15 protein-coding genes are annotated in these 15,152 nt (G+C 64.1%); 7 read left to right on the plus strand and 8 right to left on the minus strand.

All coding sequences use genetic code 11. The annotated features are described in order from the left end of the window. Positions 1-6 precede the first annotated feature (6 nt). The 3 genes from dapD (at position 7) to VC352_RS04765 (ending at position 2,840) form a co-directional block, all read left to right on the plus strand. Complete coding sequence (gene dapD, locus VC352_RS04755; protein WP_322978433.1) at positions 7-1,041, plus strand: 2,3,4,5-tetrahydropyridine-2,6-dicarboxylate N-succinyltransferase; 1,035 nt, start codon at positions 7-9, stop codon at positions 1,039-1,041. Between the two features lie 73 nt (positions 1,042-1,114). Beyond that, positions 1,115-2,317, plus strand: a complete 1,203-nt coding sequence (locus tag VC352_RS04760; RefSeq protein WP_322978434.1) for a cysteine desulfurase — start codon at positions 1,115-1,117, stop codon at positions 2,315-2,317. Positions 2,318-2,435: 118 nt separating this feature from the next. Continuing rightward, positions 2,436-2,840, plus strand: coding sequence for a SufE family protein (locus tag VC352_RS04765; protein WP_322978435.1), 405 nt, complete (start codon positions 2,436-2,438; stop codon positions 2,838-2,840). Here the strand turns inward: VC352_RS04765 and VC352_RS04770 are convergent. The 3 genes from VC352_RS04770 to tcdA all read right to left on the minus strand — a co-directional run bounded on the left by VC352_RS04770 (position 2,837) and on the right by tcdA (position 5,021). Next, positions 2,837-3,307, minus strand: coding sequence for a DUF1456 family protein (locus VC352_RS04770; protein ID WP_322978436.1), 471 nt, complete (start codon positions 3,305-3,307; stop codon positions 2,837-2,839). The two genes, VC352_RS04765 and VC352_RS04770, sit on opposite strands and share 4 nt — an antisense overlap. A 20-nt stretch (positions 3,308-3,327) precedes the next feature. After that, complete coding sequence (locus VC352_RS04775) at positions 3,328-4,110, minus strand: substrate-binding periplasmic protein (RefSeq protein WP_322978437.1); 783 nt, start codon at positions 4,108-4,110, stop codon at positions 3,328-3,330. Between the two features lie 95 nt (positions 4,111-4,205). Beyond that, positions 4,206-5,021, minus strand: coding sequence for a tRNA cyclic N6-threonylcarbamoyladenosine(37) synthase TcdA (gene tcdA / locus VC352_RS04780; RefSeq protein WP_322978438.1), 816 nt, complete (start codon positions 5,019-5,021; stop codon positions 4,206-4,208). 141 nt (positions 5,022-5,162) lie between these two features. Here tcdA and dapE point away from each other — a divergent pair, with 141 nt between their 5' ends. From dapE to VC352_RS04795, 3 genes are read left to right on the plus strand one after another with little or no spacing between them, the layout of a single operon-like run. Continuing rightward, complete coding sequence (gene dapE / locus VC352_RS04785) at positions 5,163-6,305, plus strand: succinyl-diaminopimelate desuccinylase (RefSeq protein WP_322978439.1); 1,143 nt, start codon at positions 5,163-5,165, stop codon at positions 6,303-6,305. Then, positions 6,302-7,114, plus strand: coding sequence for a putative RNA methyltransferase (locus VC352_RS04790; protein WP_322978440.1), 813 nt, complete (start codon positions 6,302-6,304; stop codon positions 7,112-7,114). Before dapE ends, VC352_RS04790 begins: the two co-directional genes overlap by 4 nt. 5 nt (positions 7,115-7,119) lie before the next feature. Next, complete coding sequence (locus VC352_RS04795; protein WP_322978441.1) at positions 7,120-7,491, plus strand: hypothetical protein; 372 nt, start codon at positions 7,120-7,122, stop codon at positions 7,489-7,491. A 306-nt stretch (positions 7,492-7,797) separates the two neighbouring features. Here the strand turns inward: VC352_RS04795 and VC352_RS04800 are convergent, their stop codons facing one another. The 5 genes from VC352_RS04800 to VC352_RS04820 form a co-directional block, all read right to left on the minus strand. Next, positions 7,798-8,007 carry a cold-shock protein gene (locus VC352_RS04800; RefSeq protein WP_322978442.1) on the minus strand — a complete coding sequence of 70 codons (210 nt, stop codon included), beginning with the start codon at positions 8,005-8,007 and terminating at the stop codon, positions 7,798-7,800. 231 nt (positions 8,008-8,238) lie between these two features. After that, on the minus strand, positions 8,239-9,228 hold the full coding sequence (locus VC352_RS04805; RefSeq protein WP_322978443.1) for a DUF4340 domain-containing protein: 990 nt from the start codon (positions 9,226-9,228) through the stop codon (positions 8,239-8,241). Positions 9,229-9,448: 220 nt separating this feature from the next. Continuing rightward, positions 9,449-11,281, minus strand: coding sequence for a GldG family protein (locus VC352_RS04810; protein ID WP_322978444.1), 1,833 nt, complete (start codon positions 11,279-11,281; stop codon positions 9,449-9,451). An 11-nt stretch (positions 11,282-11,292) separates the two neighbouring features. Next, positions 11,293-12,024, minus strand: a complete 732-nt coding sequence (locus VC352_RS04815; protein WP_322978445.1) for an ABC transporter permease subunit — start codon at positions 12,022-12,024, stop codon at positions 11,293-11,295. Then, complete coding sequence (locus VC352_RS04820; RefSeq protein WP_322978446.1) at positions 12,024-12,944, minus strand: ABC transporter ATP-binding protein; 921 nt, start codon at positions 12,942-12,944, stop codon at positions 12,024-12,026. Before VC352_RS04820 ends, VC352_RS04815 begins: the two co-directional genes overlap by 1 nt. Positions 12,945-13,322: 378 nt before the next feature. Between VC352_RS04820 and VC352_RS04825 the strand changes: the two genes are divergently transcribed. Further along, positions 13,323-15,122, plus strand: coding sequence for a methyl-accepting chemotaxis protein (locus VC352_RS04825; RefSeq protein ID WP_322978447.1), 1,800 nt, complete (start codon positions 13,323-13,325; stop codon positions 15,120-15,122). Positions 15,123-15,152 lie beyond the last annotated feature (30 nt).

The raw sequence follows: 15,152 nt of genomic DNA on the forward strand, positions 1-15,152 counted from the left end.
CCATCGATGAGCACCTCTCTCTTCAGCATCGCCTTCGGCGTCGGCACCCAGAACCGTCAAGGCAACTGGCTGGAAGTCTTCTACGCCCTGCCCCTGCTCAATCCGGCAGCCGATCTGGTGGCCAAGGCAGCCGAGACCCTCGGCTACCAAGGCGGCAACCAGGCCATCGCCTTCAGCAATGCCCAGGCCCGTGACCTGGCCGAAGCGCTCAAGGGCATCGACGCCGCGCAGGCTGCGCTGATGACCCGCCTGGCCGAAAGCAGCAACCCGCTGGTGGCCACCTTCCTGGCTGAAGACGCGGCACTGACCAGCACCCCAGAGGCCTACCTCAAGCTGCACCTGCTGTCGCACCGCCTGGTCAAGCCGCATGGCCTGAACCTGGCCGGCATCTTCCCGCTGCTACCCAACGTGGCCTGGACCAGCCAGGGCGCGATCGACCTCGCCGAACTAGCCGAACGCCAACTGGAAGCACGCCTGAAGGGCGAGCTGCTGGAAGTGTTCTCGGTGGACAAGTTCCCGAAAATGACCGACTACGTGGTGCCGGCTGGCGTACGTATCGCCGACAGCGCCCGCGTGCGCCTGGGTGCCTACATCGGTGAAGGCACCACCGTGATGCACGAAGGTTTCGCCAACTTCAACGCCGGCACCGAAGGTCCGGGCATGATCGAAGGCCGCGTCTCTGCTGGCGTGTTCGTCGGCAAGGGTTCGGATCTGGGCGGCGGTTGCTCGACCATGGGCACCCTGTCCGGTGGCGGCAACATCGTCATCAGCGTCGGCGAAGGCTGCCTGATCGGTGCCAACGCCGGTATCGGCATCCCGCTGGGCGACCGCAACACCGTCGAAGCCGGCCTGTACATCACCGCCGGCACCAAGGTGAACCTGCTCGACGAAGGCAACGCCCTGGTCAAGGTGGTCAAGGCCCGCGACCTGGCTGGTCAGCCGGATCTGCTGTTCCGTCGCAACTCGCTGACTGGCGCAGTGGAGTGCAAGACCCACAAGTCGGCCATCGAACTGAACGAAGCCCTGCACGCCCACAACTAAGAGGCAACGCCAGGCTGCAAGTGACAAACCGCAAGCTCTGCGGCTCCAACTTGCAGCCTGCGGCTTGAAGCTCATGGCTCTGAATTCCCCCTGGCGCGCCGAGTTCCCCGGCATCCGTGCCCTCGAAGCCGACGGCCAGACCTATCTGGACAGCGCCGCCACCGCGCAGAAACCGCAGGCGGTGCTGGACGCGCTGCTCGCCTACCTGGCCGGTGGCGTGGCCAACGTCCATCGCGCCCAGCATCTGCCGGGTGAACGCGCCACTCGCGCCTTCGAAGCCACGCGCAGCCAGGCCGCGCAATGGCTGAACGCCCTCAGCAGTGACGAGATCATCTTCACTCGCGGCAGCACCGAATCGCTCAATCTGCTCGCCTATGGCCTGGAGCATCTGCTACCACCCGGCGCGCAGATCGTGGTCAGTGCCGCCGAGCACCACGCCAACCTGCTGCCCTGGCAACAGTTGGCCAAGCGGCGTGGCCTGGAGCTGGTGATCCTGCCGCTGGATCAGGCCGGCAGCATCGACCTCAACGAGGCCGCCCGGCTGATCGGCCCGGCCACCTGCCTGCTGGCCATCACCCAGCTGTCCAACGTGCTGGGTCGCTGGCAGCCTGTGGACGCCTTGTTGGCGCTGGCCAAGACGCAAGGCGCGCTGACCGTCATCGATGGTGCGCAAGGCGCCGTGCACGCCAGACCGGATGTGCAGGCACTGGGCTGCGACTTCTACGTTTGCTCGGCGCACAAGCTCTACGGCCCGGACGGTGTGGGCCTGCTCTATGGCCGCAGCGAAGCGCTGGCGAAGCTGCAGCATTGGCAGTTCGGCGGTGAGATGGTGCTCGATGCCGACTATCAGGACGCACGCTTTCGCGCTGCCCCGCTGGGCTTCGAGGCGGGCACCCCGGCGGTATCCGCGGTGATCGGCCTGGGCGCCGCGCTGGATTGGTTGAGCAGGCTGGATCAGACCGCCGCCGCGCATGAAGCCGCGCTGCACGCCGCGTTGCTGGCCGGCCTGCAAGCCCGCCCAGGCGTGCAGGTGCTCGGTGAGCCGCAGTTGGCGCTGGCCTGTTTTCATGTCGAAGGCGTGCATAACGCCGACCTGGCCCACCTGCTCAGCGAGCAGGGTATCGCCGTGCGCACCGGGCATCACTGCGCCATGCCGTTGATAAAACGCCTTGGCCTGGCCGGCGCGACTCGCGTCTCGCTCGGGCTGTACAACGATGGCGCCGACCTGCAGCGCTTCTTCGCCGCCCTGGACAATGCCCTGGAACTGCTGCGATGAACCGCCAGCAACAGCTCTCCACAGGAGCGGCTGGGCGGCATTCCGCTTCAGCCACGAAAGAGCGCGTATGGATCTTCGCGGCTGAAGCCGCTCCTACGCGCGATGGGAGCCTCTTGCCATGAGCCTGTCAGTCGCCGCTCAAGAAGCACTGGAAGCCTTCGCCGCCTGCCCTGGCTGGGAGCAGCGCGCGCGCCTGCTGATGCAATGGGGCGAGCGCCTGGAGCCACTCAGCGACGCCGAGCGGATCGAGGATAATCGCGTGCACGGTTGCGAAAGCCTGGTCTGGCTGGTTGCCGAGCGCCATGGCGAGCGCCCGCATTTTCGCGCCAGCAGCGATGCCCGCCTGCTGCGCGGTTTGCTGGCGGTGCTGCTGGTACGCGTCGAGGGCTTGAGCGATGCCGAACTGACGACGCTCGACCTGGCCGACTGGTTCAACCAGCTCGGCCTGCAGCGCCAGCTCTCCCCCTCACGCAGCAACGGGCTCAATGCCGTGCTGCAACGCATGCGCGAGTTGGCGCGTTAAGCTGCAGCGCCCCGCTCGCGCAACGTCAACCCACGCAGGAAGTTGCGCAGAATCTGGTCACCGCACTCGCGATAGTGCTTGTGCCCCGGCGCACGGAACAGAGCACCCAGCTCGGCCTTGGTCATAGGCAGATCGACTGCCTGCAGGATTGCCTGGATGTCGTCATCACGCAGCTCGAAGGCCACGCGCAACTTCTTCAGGATAAGGTTGTTGCTCAGGCGCTTTTCCACCGGCAGACGCGGTCGACTGTCGTCCTTGCCGCGCTTGTGGAACACCAGCCCTTCGAGCACATGAGCGAGCAGCACATCGCTGCAGGAGCGGTAACCGGGCTCGTCCTCGCGCAGCAGGCAGGCGGATATCAGCCCCGGCTCGACAGGATAGTCGGCAAGCTGGCAGAACGACTCCAGTTTGGCGTCGCTGACATTCAGCAGGTAACGCACACTGCGCAGTACATCATTGTTGAGCATCTCTGGCTTCCTTGATCGACTCAGTCTCGCGAGGCCTGAACCGGGCCACTGGGCTGCCAGTCATCGGCATTGCCGCTATTGAGGGCGTCCTGCAGGCGGCGTAAATCACCGCGCTCGGCAAAACGACGCAGGCTGCTATTGAACTGACGCAGCAAGTTGGCGCTCCTTGCATCGTCCTTGCGGAACAGCAGGCGCAGCGGCTCCTTGTTCAGTTCGTGCGGATGATGGGTGATCGTTTGTAATGGGTCGTCCGGAAAAAGACGCCGCAACGCGGCATAACCAACGGCACGATCCTGCGGGTGCAGATCGATGCGCCCGAGTTCGAGCAAGCGAAAACTGGTGTCCTCCTTGCCGCTCAGCTCGATTTGTAGACGTCCCTTTTGCGCGGCTTCATCGAAGGCCGGCCCATAGGAATAACCGAGCGTGGTGCCGATACGATAAGGCGCAAGGTCGTCGATGGACTGCCAATCGAACGTCATGTCTCGACGATGGAACAGCACCACCTCACCGCGCACCAGCGGGTCACTGCAGATGCCATAGCCAAGCCGACTCGGGCTGCAGTTGTAGGGCATGATCGCCTGCAGCTCGCCTTTTTGCAGCATCAGCACGTTGCGATCCCAGGGATGGAAGACGAACTCGACGCGATAACCAGCCTCGGCGAATACCGCGCTGATCAGCCGTGCCAGTGCACCGCCATCGCGCCGACCTTGATCGACATAAGGCACCCAGTCGCCAGTACCGACTCGCAGCAGCGGCTGCTCGGCTCGCACGGCCACCATGCCCGACAGGAGCAACGCGGCCATCAACAGCACCGGCATCCTTAACCAGCGCGAAAACAGGTACGGCACAACTCACCTCAATGACTTGATAAGGTCAGAGCGTCCCTGCGCTAAAAGTGTCAACGCGGCTGCACGCCCGCGCGCTCGGAGGGTCTACGCGCCCCGGCAACCAGCTTGTCCACCAACTTGGCCGTCGCGGCCATGGCGAAGGTGGCAGTGACCATCATCACCGCACCGAAACCACCGGCACAATCGAGGCGTACCCCCTCGCCGACGAAGCCCTTGGCCTGGCACACGCTGCCGTCGGGCTTGGGGTAACGCAATTGCTCGGTGGAGAACACGCAGGGCACGCTGTAGTTGCGCCCCGGCGTGCGGGAAAAACCATAGTCGCGGCGCAGCAAGGAGCGCACCTTGGCCGCCAGCGGATCATTGAAGGTCTTGTTCAGGTCGGCGACCTGCACCTGGGTCGGGTCGATCTGTCCGCCCGCACCGCCGGTGGTGACGATCTGGATCTTGCGCCTTTTGCACCAGGCGATCAGCGCCGCCTTGGCCGGCACGCTGTCGATGCAGTCGATCACCCCGTCGAGCTGTTCGGTGATGTACTCGGCCATGGTCTCGCGGGTGACGAAATCGGCCACCGCATGTACCACGCAGTTCGGATTGATGGCGCGGATACGTTCGGCCATCACGTCCACCTTGGCCTTGCCCACCGCGCCGTCGAGCGCCTGGATCTGCCGGTTGGTGTTGGTGATGCAGACGTCATCGAGGTCGAACAGGGAAATCTCGCCGACGCCGGAACGCGCCAGCGCCTCGGCCACCCAGGAGCCGACGCCGCCAATACCGACCACCGCCACATGCGCGGCCGCCAGGCGCTGATAGCCCTCCTGGCCGTATAGCCGGGCAATGCCGCCGAAACGCTGATCGTCTGTGTTCATCTCACCCCCTGCAGGAAGGCGCGCATTATAGGGACAGCACCGCCCCCACCCAAGCCCGGCAGACAGCCGGTGGCTGGGTAGTTTCTGCGCGGGCCTGCTAAGATGGCCGGCTTTCACGCCAGCCGCTGTACCGGAGCCGCCATGACCGCCCCCCTGACCCCGACCCTGGAACTCGCCTTCGACCTGATCCGCCGCCCGTCCGTGACCCCGGTCGACGAAGGCTGCCAGGAACTGATGATGCGCCGTCTGGCCGCCTGCGGCTTCGAGGTGGAGCGCATGCGCATCGAAGAGGTGGAGAATTTCTGGGCCAAACGTGGTGGCGAAGGCCCGGTGCTATGCTTCGCCGGCCATACCGACGTGGTACCCACCGGCCCGCTCGACGCCTGGCAGTACCAGCCGTTCGATGTGCGCGTGGATGAAGACGGCATGCTCTGCGGCCGTGGCGCAGCGGACATGAAGGGCAGCCTGGCGAGCATGATCATCGCCGTCGAGCGCTTCGTCGCCGAATACCCGCAGCACAAGGGCGCCATCAGCTTCCTCATCACCAGCGACGAAGAAGGCCCGGCGCAGCACGGCACCAAGGCCGTGGTCGAACGCCTGCGCGAGCGCAACGAGCGCCTGGACTGGTGCATCGTCGGCGAGCCGTCGAGCACCACCCTGCTCGGTGATGTGGTCAAGAACGGCCGTCGTGGCTCGCTCGGCTGCACCCTCACGGTGTATGGCAAGCAGGGCCACGTGGCCTACCCGCACCTGGCCAAGAACCCGATTCACCTGGTCGCCCCGGCACTGGCCGAGCTGGCCGCCGAGCACTGGGATCACGGCAACGACTACTTCCCGCCGACCAGCTTTCAGGTGTCCAATCTCAACTCTGGCACTGGCGCGACCAACGTCATCCCCGGCGAGCTGAAGGCGGTGTTCAACTTCCGCTTCTCCACCGAATCCACCGTCGAGGGCCTGCAGCAGCGCGTCACCGCCATTCTCGACAAACATGGCCTGGACTATCACCTGGAGTGGGCGCTGTCCGGCCTGCCGTTCCTAACCCAGCCGGGCGACCTGCTCGACGCCGTGGCCGCCAGCATCAAGCACGTCACCGGTCGCGACACCACGCCGTCGACCAGTGGCGGCACCTCGGACGGCCGCTTTATCGCCACGCTAGGCACCCAGGTGGTCGAGCTTGGCCCGGTCAACGCCACCATTCACCAGATTAACGAACGCGTGCTGGCCAGCGATCTGAACCTGCTCACCGAGGTTTATTACCAGACCATGGTGAAGTTGCTGGCATGAGTCTGATCTGCCCCATCTGCCAGACGCCGCTGGAGCCGAGCGCCAGCGGCCTGGCCTGCGCAAACCGCCACAGCTTCGACCGCGCCCGGCAGGGTTACTACAACCTGCTGCCGGTGCAGCACAAGAACAGCCGCGACCCTGGCGACAACGCCGCCATGGTCGAGGCACGGCGGCGCTTTCTCGACGGCGGCCATTACGCCACGCTGGCCAAACGCCTGGCGGAACTCGCCGCCGAACGCACGCCGGCACGCTGGCTGGATATCGGCTGCGGTGAGGGGTATTACACCGAGCAGATCGCACGCGCCCTGCCCCACGCCGATGGCTACGCTCTGGACATCTCCCGCGAGGCGGTCAAGCGCGCCTGCAAACGCGCGCCACAGCTGAGCTGGCTGGTGGCAAGCATGGCCCGCGTGCCCTTGGCCGATGCCAGTTGCAACCTGCTGGCCAGCGTGTTCAGCCCGCTGGATTGGAGTGAAGCGCAGCGTTTGCTCGCCCCCGGCGGCGGCCTGCTGCGCATGGGCCCGACCCGCGTGCACCTGATGGAGCTGCGGCAGAAGCTGTACGACGAAGTACGCGACTATGACGATGAGAAGCACCTGGCGCTGATCCCGCCGGGCATGCACCTGGCGCACAGTGAAACCCTGGAGTTCACTCTGCACCTGGCCGACGCCCAGGCTCGCGCCGACCTGCTGGCCATGACCCCACACGGCTGGCGCGCCAGTGCCGAACGCCGCGAGGCGGTGATTGCCGCGCCCTTCGATGTCACCGTTTCGATCCGCTACGATTGGATCGTCAACACTCAGGAATGAACCTAATGCGCCAACCCGACATCGAGATCTACCTGAAAGACGCAGAACGCGACGCCGTGGCGCAGTGGCTGGGTGAGGCACTCGGCCCGTGCAGCGCCTGGCAGCAGAAAGGCCAGACCTTCAAGTGCACCGCTGGCGACGTGCCAGTGACCTGGCTGCCGAAAGCCGTGGGCAAATGGCACAGCCTGTACCTGGAAAGCGACGCCACGCCCTGGGCCGACGACCTGGCCTGCGCCCGCGCCGCCCATGCCGCACTCGGCGTGCAGATTCGCTGCGCACCCGGCACCTGGGTCGAAGACGAGAGCGATGAAGAAGCCGACCGCTGGATCAAGATCGATGCCGACGGTGAAAGCGAAATCGTCTGGCGCACCGAATAAAAGCAGCCGCTTCGCGCCAGCGCCAAACCTGTAGGAGCGGCGCCCCGCCGCGAATCCTCCTACGCGGGGTTGCGTCCAGGGCTGTTAGAGCACGGGTTTTCTTGGCGGGTTGCACCCGCCCTACGGCGTATGCAGGGGCATAGCCCGGATGCAATCCGGGAACCGGCGCAGGACTTCCCGGATTGCGCACGAGCGACAACCATGAGGCCGTGAGCTTTCTGGCGGGTTGCACCCGACCTACGGAGTGCGCGTTGCAGAAACGACAAGGCCCGTCGGTGACGGGCCTTGTCATATCGAGCCTGGGGCTCAGAGCTTGGAGACGTCTTCGGCCTGCAGGCCTTTCTGGCCCTGGGTCACGCCGAACTCGACCTTATCGCCTTCGATCAGCGTGCGGTGACCGTCACCACGGATGGCGCGATAGTGAACGAACACATCCGGGCCGCTTTCGCGCTGAATGAACCCGTACCCCTTGGAATCATTGAACCATTTGACGGTTCCGGTCTCACGTTCTGCCATTAGCAACTTCTCCAAACTCGCGATTTTTTTATTGTCCCGTAGGCGCTTTGACGGCTCGGTAAAGACGTTCTTCTCAGCCTTCGCCACCCCTGGCATCGCGCATGGAGCAGGTCAAGCGATTCGCGTTCTTGCTGCAGCCGAAGGCCGAGTATAAAGCATGAATTGCGGCTGAAAAGCGCTTTTTTGGCTGGAGCAAAAGCCCCCCGGATTCGCGTGTTTTGCCAGGCTTTCTCAGGATTTGGCCAGCAGATCGCGCAACTTTTTCATCAGCCGCTGCGCCTGTTCCGGGGTTAGCCGATAGGCCCAGTCCGGGCGCGCATTCACCTCACCCTCCTTGAAACCCTCATGCTTGTCGAGCACCAACCAGTATCCCTCGCCCTGCTTGTACAGCGCGCCTTCGAGCTTCTGCCCAGTAAAGCCACTGAGGCTCAGGCGCAGCACCGGTGCCTGCTTGAAGCCAATCTGCGCCAGCGGCGCGGCGTCGGCGAACTGCAGGTTGGAGAACAGCGTGGCCACACCATTGGCAGCGCCCTCGAAGCTGAGTTTCTGCTCCTTGCCCAACTCCTCAACGGCCAGGTTGTACTGCTTGGCATCGGCGCGCGTCAGGGTCAACGTTTGGCCATCGGCGTGACGCAGTTCGAGGCGGGCGATATCGAGGAAGGGAATATCGGTCATGCGCCGATCCAGCCAGTCCAGCTCCGCAGTCGGCAGTTGCAGCGCCTGGTCGATCAACCAGACCTGATCCCCCCCGGCGCGCCGTACCAGTTGCCCGCTGCCCTGTTGCGACAGCTTGCCCAGGCGCAGTTGCAAATCCGGATGGCCGTCGAATGTCAGCGTCAGGCGCTGCGCCTGTTCGTCAGCCTCGCCCTGCTCAGCCAGGCCCAGGCGTGCGTGCCACTGCGGGTTGGCGGTCTTGGCCTCGACGATGCGCGCCTCACGCAAGCCGCGCAGCAGGTCGGCCAGCGCCTGTGGCGCCGTCGGATAATCAGCCTTGGCCGGCACCACCCAGGCCTCGCCATGTCGCTCGATACGCACCGGCGGCTGGCCGGGCGACTCGATTTCCAGCGCCTGCAAACTGCCCAGGTAACCCTGCTCGGCGGCCAGCCACGGCGCCTGTTCGACCTGCGCGGTGCTCTGCTGCTGGCTGCGCTGCAAGGCCAGGTAGCCCGCCACGCAGAGCAGCACAATGACGATCAATGCGATCAGACCTTTGCGTCCCATACTCGTCTCACTGTTGATGATTCAGTAGCGGCGTAGGGTGGATCACGCTTCACCGATCCACCGTTGCGGTGGATGTTAAAAGCGACATCCACGCTCGGTTCGTGGGAGGGGCTTTAGCCGCGACTGTCGCCGCTCAAGCGCCTCCCACAGGTGATACAACGGTCGCGGCTGAAGCCCCTCCCACAGTTGGAGCCCTCAGCCCCACCCAGAGGTGCTGACCTCACGCGCGACGGCGGCGCCGCCACAACCACAGCGCCAACACACCCAGCGTGAGCAACGCCGGCACCAAGGCGATATTGATGATCTTCAACGTCCGCCCCAGCGCCTCGATATTGGCGTTGAGCTGGTATTGCACATCGCGCAGCTCCTTGCGGATCTCCAGCTTCTGCTGGATGAAACGCTGCAGCGTCTTCTGCTGCTCCGGCGTCAACTCCAGGGCCTTGTTCGGGTCATCGCTGTGTTGCAGCGCGGCCAATTGCTGCTCGGTCTCGCTCAGGCGCGCCTGCAGGGCCTGCTCCTTGTCGCGGAAGCGCTGCTCGGCGGCACGCTGCAGCTCATCCACCACGGTGAACGGGCGGCTGAAGCGGCCACGCGAACGCACGCTGATCAGCGCGTCGGAGCCACTCAGGTTATCCAGCGCGTTGATGGTGAAGCTGCCGTTGTCAGCCCAGGGCTGCGGGATGCGCTGGCCGAAGAAGTCCTGCACCTGCACCCACATGCGGTCGCTGAGGATATCGGTGTCGGCCACGGCGATCACATTGATGTTGTCGGCCTGCTTGAGACCATCCTTGTGCCCCTCGATGCCATCGGGGTAGGCGCTCTTGGCCGGCCCGTCGATGCGCGCGGCGATGGCGTAGCGCTCGCCGGTGGGCTCCAGGTCGCGAATCAGCTCCTCGGGGTTGCTGAGCATGGCGAAACGCTTGACGTCGAAGGGCATGGCGTATTCGGAGCTCTGGATCAGCGGGGTGAAATGCGTCTTCGCCCCTTCGACAGGTTCGAGGATGCCAGCCGTGGCGACGGTGATGTTCTCCAGCCCGGCGGTGGCGATGTCGTTCTGATCCAGCGCCTTGCGCGGCAGGTTCAGCCAGGCGGCATGGCGCACCGGACGCTGGCCCTGACCACGGTTGACCGACATGGCATAGGAGCCGTCGCCGAGCACCTTGTCCGGCACCATGCGCAGGCCCCAGGCCTTGAACAGCGGCTCGAGATTGGACGACTTGTCCACCGCCACCTCGCCCGGCATACCGCCCGTATCGGCTTCGGCATAGGGGTCGACGAACACCATCAGCTTGCCGCCGCGCAGGACGAACTGGTCGATGGCATAGAGCGTCTGCTGCGGCAGGTTTTTCGGGTGCACCAGCCACAGCACCGAAACCTTGTCAGGAATCTGATCGACGTCAGGCTTGAGGTTCTCGATCTGGAACAACTGGCGCACCTGCTCCAGCACCATCCACGGCGGCGTCGGCTGTTGCGTCATCATGTCGAAGCCGCCCGTCATCGGCAGCCCGGAGAGCACGCCAACCACCGGCAGTTGCGGTTTGGCCAGGGTCTGCACCAGGCGGCTCAGCTCGTATTCGAGGTGCTCCTCCTGATCCAGGGCGAAGAACGGGATCACCTGGGTGTCGTCCAGACCATTGGTGCCGGCCAGGCCGAAGTAGATCGAGTCGCCGCCCTGCTGCAGCGGGATGGCCTGCAGGCCGTACTGCGCCGCCTTGTCCTCGTCCTCGGAGAACGGCTCGGGGTCGATGATGTGCAGGTGAATCTTGCCGCCCGCCTGCGCCTGGTAGGCCTTGAGCATCTCCTCCACGCGCTGGGCATAGGTGCGCAGCGCCGGCAAGTCCTTGGCCACCTTGTCCGAGTAGAAGAAGTACAGGTTGATCGGCTCGTCCAGCTCAGAAAGGATCTGCTTGGTGCCATCGGAGATGGTGTAGAGCTTCTGCTCGGTCAGATCCAGGCGCGCACCGCCCAGACCGATACCGGCCAGCAGGTTGAAGGCGATGAAGGCGACCGCGATCAGCAGCAGCCCGGCGCCGGAATAGATCAGCTTTTTCATGGTGGCGGGCCTCAGTCAGCTTTCTTCAGGTCGATGACCACGGCGGTGGCGGTCAGCCAGGCAGCGATCAGCGAGAGGAAATACAGCAGGTCGCGCGCGTCGATCACGCCCTTGCTGATGGCATCGAAGCGCACCAGGAAGCTCAGCGAGGCGATGGCATCCACCAGCCACTGCGGAGCCCAGGCGAAGGCGTCGAGCACCATGGGAAAGCCGCTGACGATGAACAGGAAGCAGGCACTGACCGCGAGGATGAAGGCGATCACCTGGTTCTTGCTCAGCGCCGACATGCACGAGCCGATGGCCAGGTAGGCACCAGCCAGCAGCCAGCTACCGATATAGCCGGTGACGATGGCGCCGTTGTCCGGCTCGCCCAGGTAATTGACGGTGATGATCATCGGAAAGGTCAGCAGCAGCGCGATGCCGGCGAACACCCAAGCCGCCAGGAACTTGCCGGTGACCGCCTCGAAGCGAGTGATCGGCAAAGTCATCAGCAGCTCGATGGAGCCGGACTTGCGCTCCTCCGCCCACAGGCGCATGGCGATGGCCGGCACCAGGAACAGGTACAGCCAGGGATGGAAGTTGAAGAAGGCCGACAGGTTCGCCTGGCCACCCTCGAAGAAGCCGCCCAGGTAGAAGGTGAACACCCCGGACAGCACCAGAAAGATGACGATGAACACATAAGCCAACGGCGTGGCGAAATAGCTCGCCAGCTCGCGTTTGAAGATCACGGGCAACTGGGTCATCACTGCTCTCCCCGGGTCAGCGTGCGGAACACCTCATCGAGGCGACCGCGCTCCACATTGAGTTCACGCACCTTCCAGCCGCGCTCGGCGATCAGCGCATTGACCTGCGGGAAGATCACCGCACCCGGCTGCGCCAGCACACTCAGGCTGTGCTCACGGGCGTTCTCCTCGACAGCGGCGACGCCCGGCAGCGCCGCCAAGGCAGCCTGATCCAGCGCCTCATCGGCCAGCAGCGTCACCGCCTGGTGGTAGCGCGAGCGGCTTTCCAGCTCCAGCGGCGTGCCATCGGCCAGCAAGCGGCCCTGGGCGATGATCACCGCACGGGTACACAGCGCCGTGACCTCTTCGAGGATATGGGTGGAAATGATCACGATCTTGTCGCGGGCCAGGCCCTGGATAAGCTGGCGTACCTGATGCTTCTGGTTGGGGTCGAGGCCATCGGTAGGCTCGTCGAGAATCAGCACACGCGGGTCATGCAGGATCGCCTGGGCCAGGCCGACACGGCGCTTGAAGCCCTTGGACAGCGTCTCGATGCTCTGCTCCAGCACCGTTTCCAGCTCCACCTGCTCGACTGCGCTCTGCACCCGCAAGGTTTTCTCGGCGCCGCGAAAACCGCGCACCTCAGCGATGAACTCGAGGAACCCGCGCACCGTCATGTCGCCATAGCACGGCGCACCTTCCGGCAGATAACCGATCTGACGCTGAGCCTTGAGGGTTTGCGTCTGAATATCGCAACCGAGAATGCTCGCCGTGCCGGAGGTCGGCGCGAGAAACCCCGTGAGCATCTTCATGGTGGTGGATTTACCGGCACCGTTGGGGCCGAGAAAGCCCAGCACTTCCCCTGGCTGGACACTGAACGACAGATCATCGACTGCCGTATACTGCGCAAAACGCTTGGTCAGGTTTCTTATCTCGATCATGGCCTCTCACCGTCGCGAAGGGCACTGCGCTCAGCGAAACCACCGCACAAACGCAGCCCGCAAGAACGCCGGGCGCACGGCAAAGCACAGGCCCGGACGAGGGCATGACTCTGACAAAATCGAAGAGTTCAGTCAGCCAATTGCAACAGGCTGTAAATGGAATATGAGTTCAGCGAAGGGACAGTTTCGAGGCCTTTTACCCCAAGAAATGCCCTGCCGGTGAGATGCGCCGCGAAGGTCATTTCTTTCATGCCGACAGCACAGCAGACCATACTGAGGACGACCGGACAGTGTTAGTGGAAAGACACTTTCACTAAAGGTTCTGCACCACCAGTCGAAGCAGTGACAACCTAAGCTTTTTCCTCCAGGAGCTGCTGCATGCAGTCGATAAAGGCGCTGTACGACGCTATCGAGAGACACTTCTTCGATACCCTGACCAAGAAGCTGTCCAGCCTTTTCCTGCTGGTACTGGTCAGCGGCCTGCTGTTCTGGGTGGCCATCAGCCTGCGTGCCGACATCGTGCAATTGCTGCACGGCAGCCAACTCAACCCTGTGCTGCTCAAACAGGTCGAAGGCAAGCTCGACACCCTCGGCACCGCCCTGGCGCTCAGCGCGCTGTTCACCCTGACCATGATCAGCTTCATGGTCTGGTACTTTCGCCACCTGATCGTACGCCCGGTCAACAACATGACCCGCGCCCTGGAAGAAATCGCCAACGGCGAAGGCGACCTGTCGCGCGACCTGCCGCTGCTGACCCACGACGAAATCCGCACCCTGGCCAGCACCTGCAACCGCTTCCTGGCCAAGCAGCGCGAGATCATCAGCAACGTACAGGCCCTGACCGTACAGATCGCCGTGGAATCCGCCCGCTCGCTGAAGAACATCAGCGACTCCAGCGACAGCGCCACCCATCAGGCGCGCTTCGCCAATGAAGTGATGAGCGAGAGCAACGTCGCCGTCGGCCGCATCGACGAGGTGTCGCAGCAAACCCAGGCGATCTCCACCAGCACCGCGCACAACCTGAGCATGGCGCAGGATTCCTACGCCGAACTGCTGGAAGTCACCGGCAACATCAGCGACATCTCCAGCAGGCTCGATGAATTCAGCACCCTGGTCGCCGCGCTGAACGAGCGCTCCTCGAACATCAAGTCGGTGGTCGGCCTGATCCAGCAGATTTCCTCACAGACCAACCTGCTGGCGCTCAACGCCGCCATCGAAGCAGCCCGCGCCGGTGAGAGCGGGCGCGGCTTCGCCGTGGTCGCCGATGAAGTGCGCACCCTGGCGCAAAGCGTCAGCCAGGCCACCGGCGACATCTCGCAGAACATCGACGCCATGCTCAAGGAAGTCAGCTCGACCCACGAGCAAACCGCCAAGATCAGCCAGAGCGCCCGCGAGACGCAGGTGGTGGTCGAGCGCGCCACCCAGCATTTCGAGAGCATGATCGGCGACTTCGAATCCACCAACGGCAAGCTGGCCGAGATCGCCGAGCACATCCTCCAGGTCGCCGACGCCAACACCGGGATCAACCACCGCGTCACCCAGATCCATGCCGACAGCCAGGCCATCGACCAGCGCATGCAAAGCTCGGCCATCGCCACCCGCGACCTGTCCACCGTGGCCGAACGCGTGCAGACCCTGCTCGGCCGCTTCATCCTCGGCGAAGGCGAACTCGATGCCGCCATCACCCGAGCCACACGCTGCCGCGACGCTCTGCAAACGCGCCTGGCAGCGCTGCAACGCGAAGGCGTGAACCTGTTCGACCAGAACTACAAAGCCGTCCCCAACACCGACCCCAAGCAGTACATGACGGCTTACACCGAACGCTTCGCGCAGATCTGTCAGCAAGAGATCGACGCCCTGACCAAGGGCACCAACGGCGGCATCGTCACCTTCATCGTCGACAGCAAAGGCTATTGCCCGGTGAACAACAGCTGGGTCTCGAAGGCGCCGACCGGCAAGCGCGAAGTCGATCTGCCGGTGTGCCGCAACAAGCGCATATTCTCCGACCCGGTGGGCCTGCGGGCAGCCGGCAACACCCAGCGCTTTCTGCTGCAGACCTACCTACGCGACACCGGCGAAATCATGACCGAGATCGACGTGCCCTTCTTCTTCGAAGGCCGCCACTGGGGCAACCTGCGCATGGGCTTCGACGCTGCGCGTTTGCTGGGCAAGTCGTGAGCGCTCACTTAACGAAAGAGAAGCGCAGGA

Origin of the sequence: Pseudomonas sp. C11, from assembly GCF_034683865.1 — a bacterium.
Classification (GTDB): domain Bacteria; phylum Pseudomonadota; class Gammaproteobacteria; order Pseudomonadales; family Pseudomonadaceae; genus Aquipseudomonas.

Excerpts from the sequence above, each read along its gene's own strand:
- VC352_RS04790 (WP_322978440.1), top strand. The coding sequence starts at position 6,302 with ATGAGTCTGATCTGCCCCATCTGCCAGACGCCGCTGGAGCCGAGCGCC.
- VC352_RS04810 (WP_322978444.1), bottom strand. The coding sequence starts at position 11,281 with ATGAAAAAGCTGATCTATTCCGGCGCCGGGCTGCTGCTGATCGCGGTC.
- VC352_RS04805 (WP_322978443.1), bottom strand. The coding sequence starts at position 9,228 with ATGGGACGCAAAGGTCTGATCGCATTGATCGTCATTGTGCTGCTCTGC.
- VC352_RS04765 (WP_322978435.1), top strand. The coding sequence starts at position 2,436 with ATGAGCCTGTCAGTCGCCGCTCAAGAAGCACTGGAAGCCTTCGCCGCC.
- tcdA (WP_322978438.1), bottom strand. The coding sequence starts at position 5,021 with ATGAACACAGACGATCAGCGTTTCGGCGGCATTGCCCGGCTATACGGC.
- dapD (WP_322978433.1), top strand. The coding sequence starts at position 7 with ATGAGCACCTCTCTCTTCAGCATCGCCTTCGGCGTCGGCACCCAGAAC.
- VC352_RS04815 (WP_322978445.1), bottom strand. The coding sequence starts at position 12,024 with ATGACCCAGTTGCCCGTGATCTTCAAACGCGAGCTGGCGAGCTATTTC.
- VC352_RS04800 (WP_322978442.1), bottom strand. The coding sequence starts at position 8,007 with ATGGCAGAACGTGAGACCGGAACCGTCAAATGGTTCAATGATTCCAAG.
- VC352_RS04820 (WP_322978446.1), bottom strand. The coding sequence starts at position 12,944 with ATGATCGAGATAAGAAACCTGACCAAGCGTTTTGCGCAGTATACGGCA.
- VC352_RS04795 (WP_322978441.1), top strand. The coding sequence starts at position 7,120 with ATGCGCCAACCCGACATCGAGATCTACCTGAAAGACGCAGAACGCGAC.
- VC352_RS04760 (WP_322978434.1), top strand. The coding sequence starts at position 1,115 with ATGGCTCTGAATTCCCCCTGGCGCGCCGAGTTCCCCGGCATCCGTGCC.
- dapE (WP_322978439.1), top strand. The coding sequence starts at position 5,163 with ATGACCGCCCCCCTGACCCCGACCCTGGAACTCGCCTTCGACCTGATC.
- VC352_RS04775 (WP_322978437.1), bottom strand. The coding sequence starts at position 4,110 with ATGGCCGCGTTGCTCCTGTCGGGCATGGTGGCCGTGCGAGCCGAGCAG.
- VC352_RS04825 (WP_322978447.1), top strand. The coding sequence starts at position 13,323 with ATGCAGTCGATAAAGGCGCTGTACGACGCTATCGAGAGACACTTCTTC.
- VC352_RS04770 (WP_322978436.1), bottom strand. The coding sequence starts at position 3,307 with ATGCTCAACAATGATGTACTGCGCAGTGTGCGTTACCTGCTGAATGTC.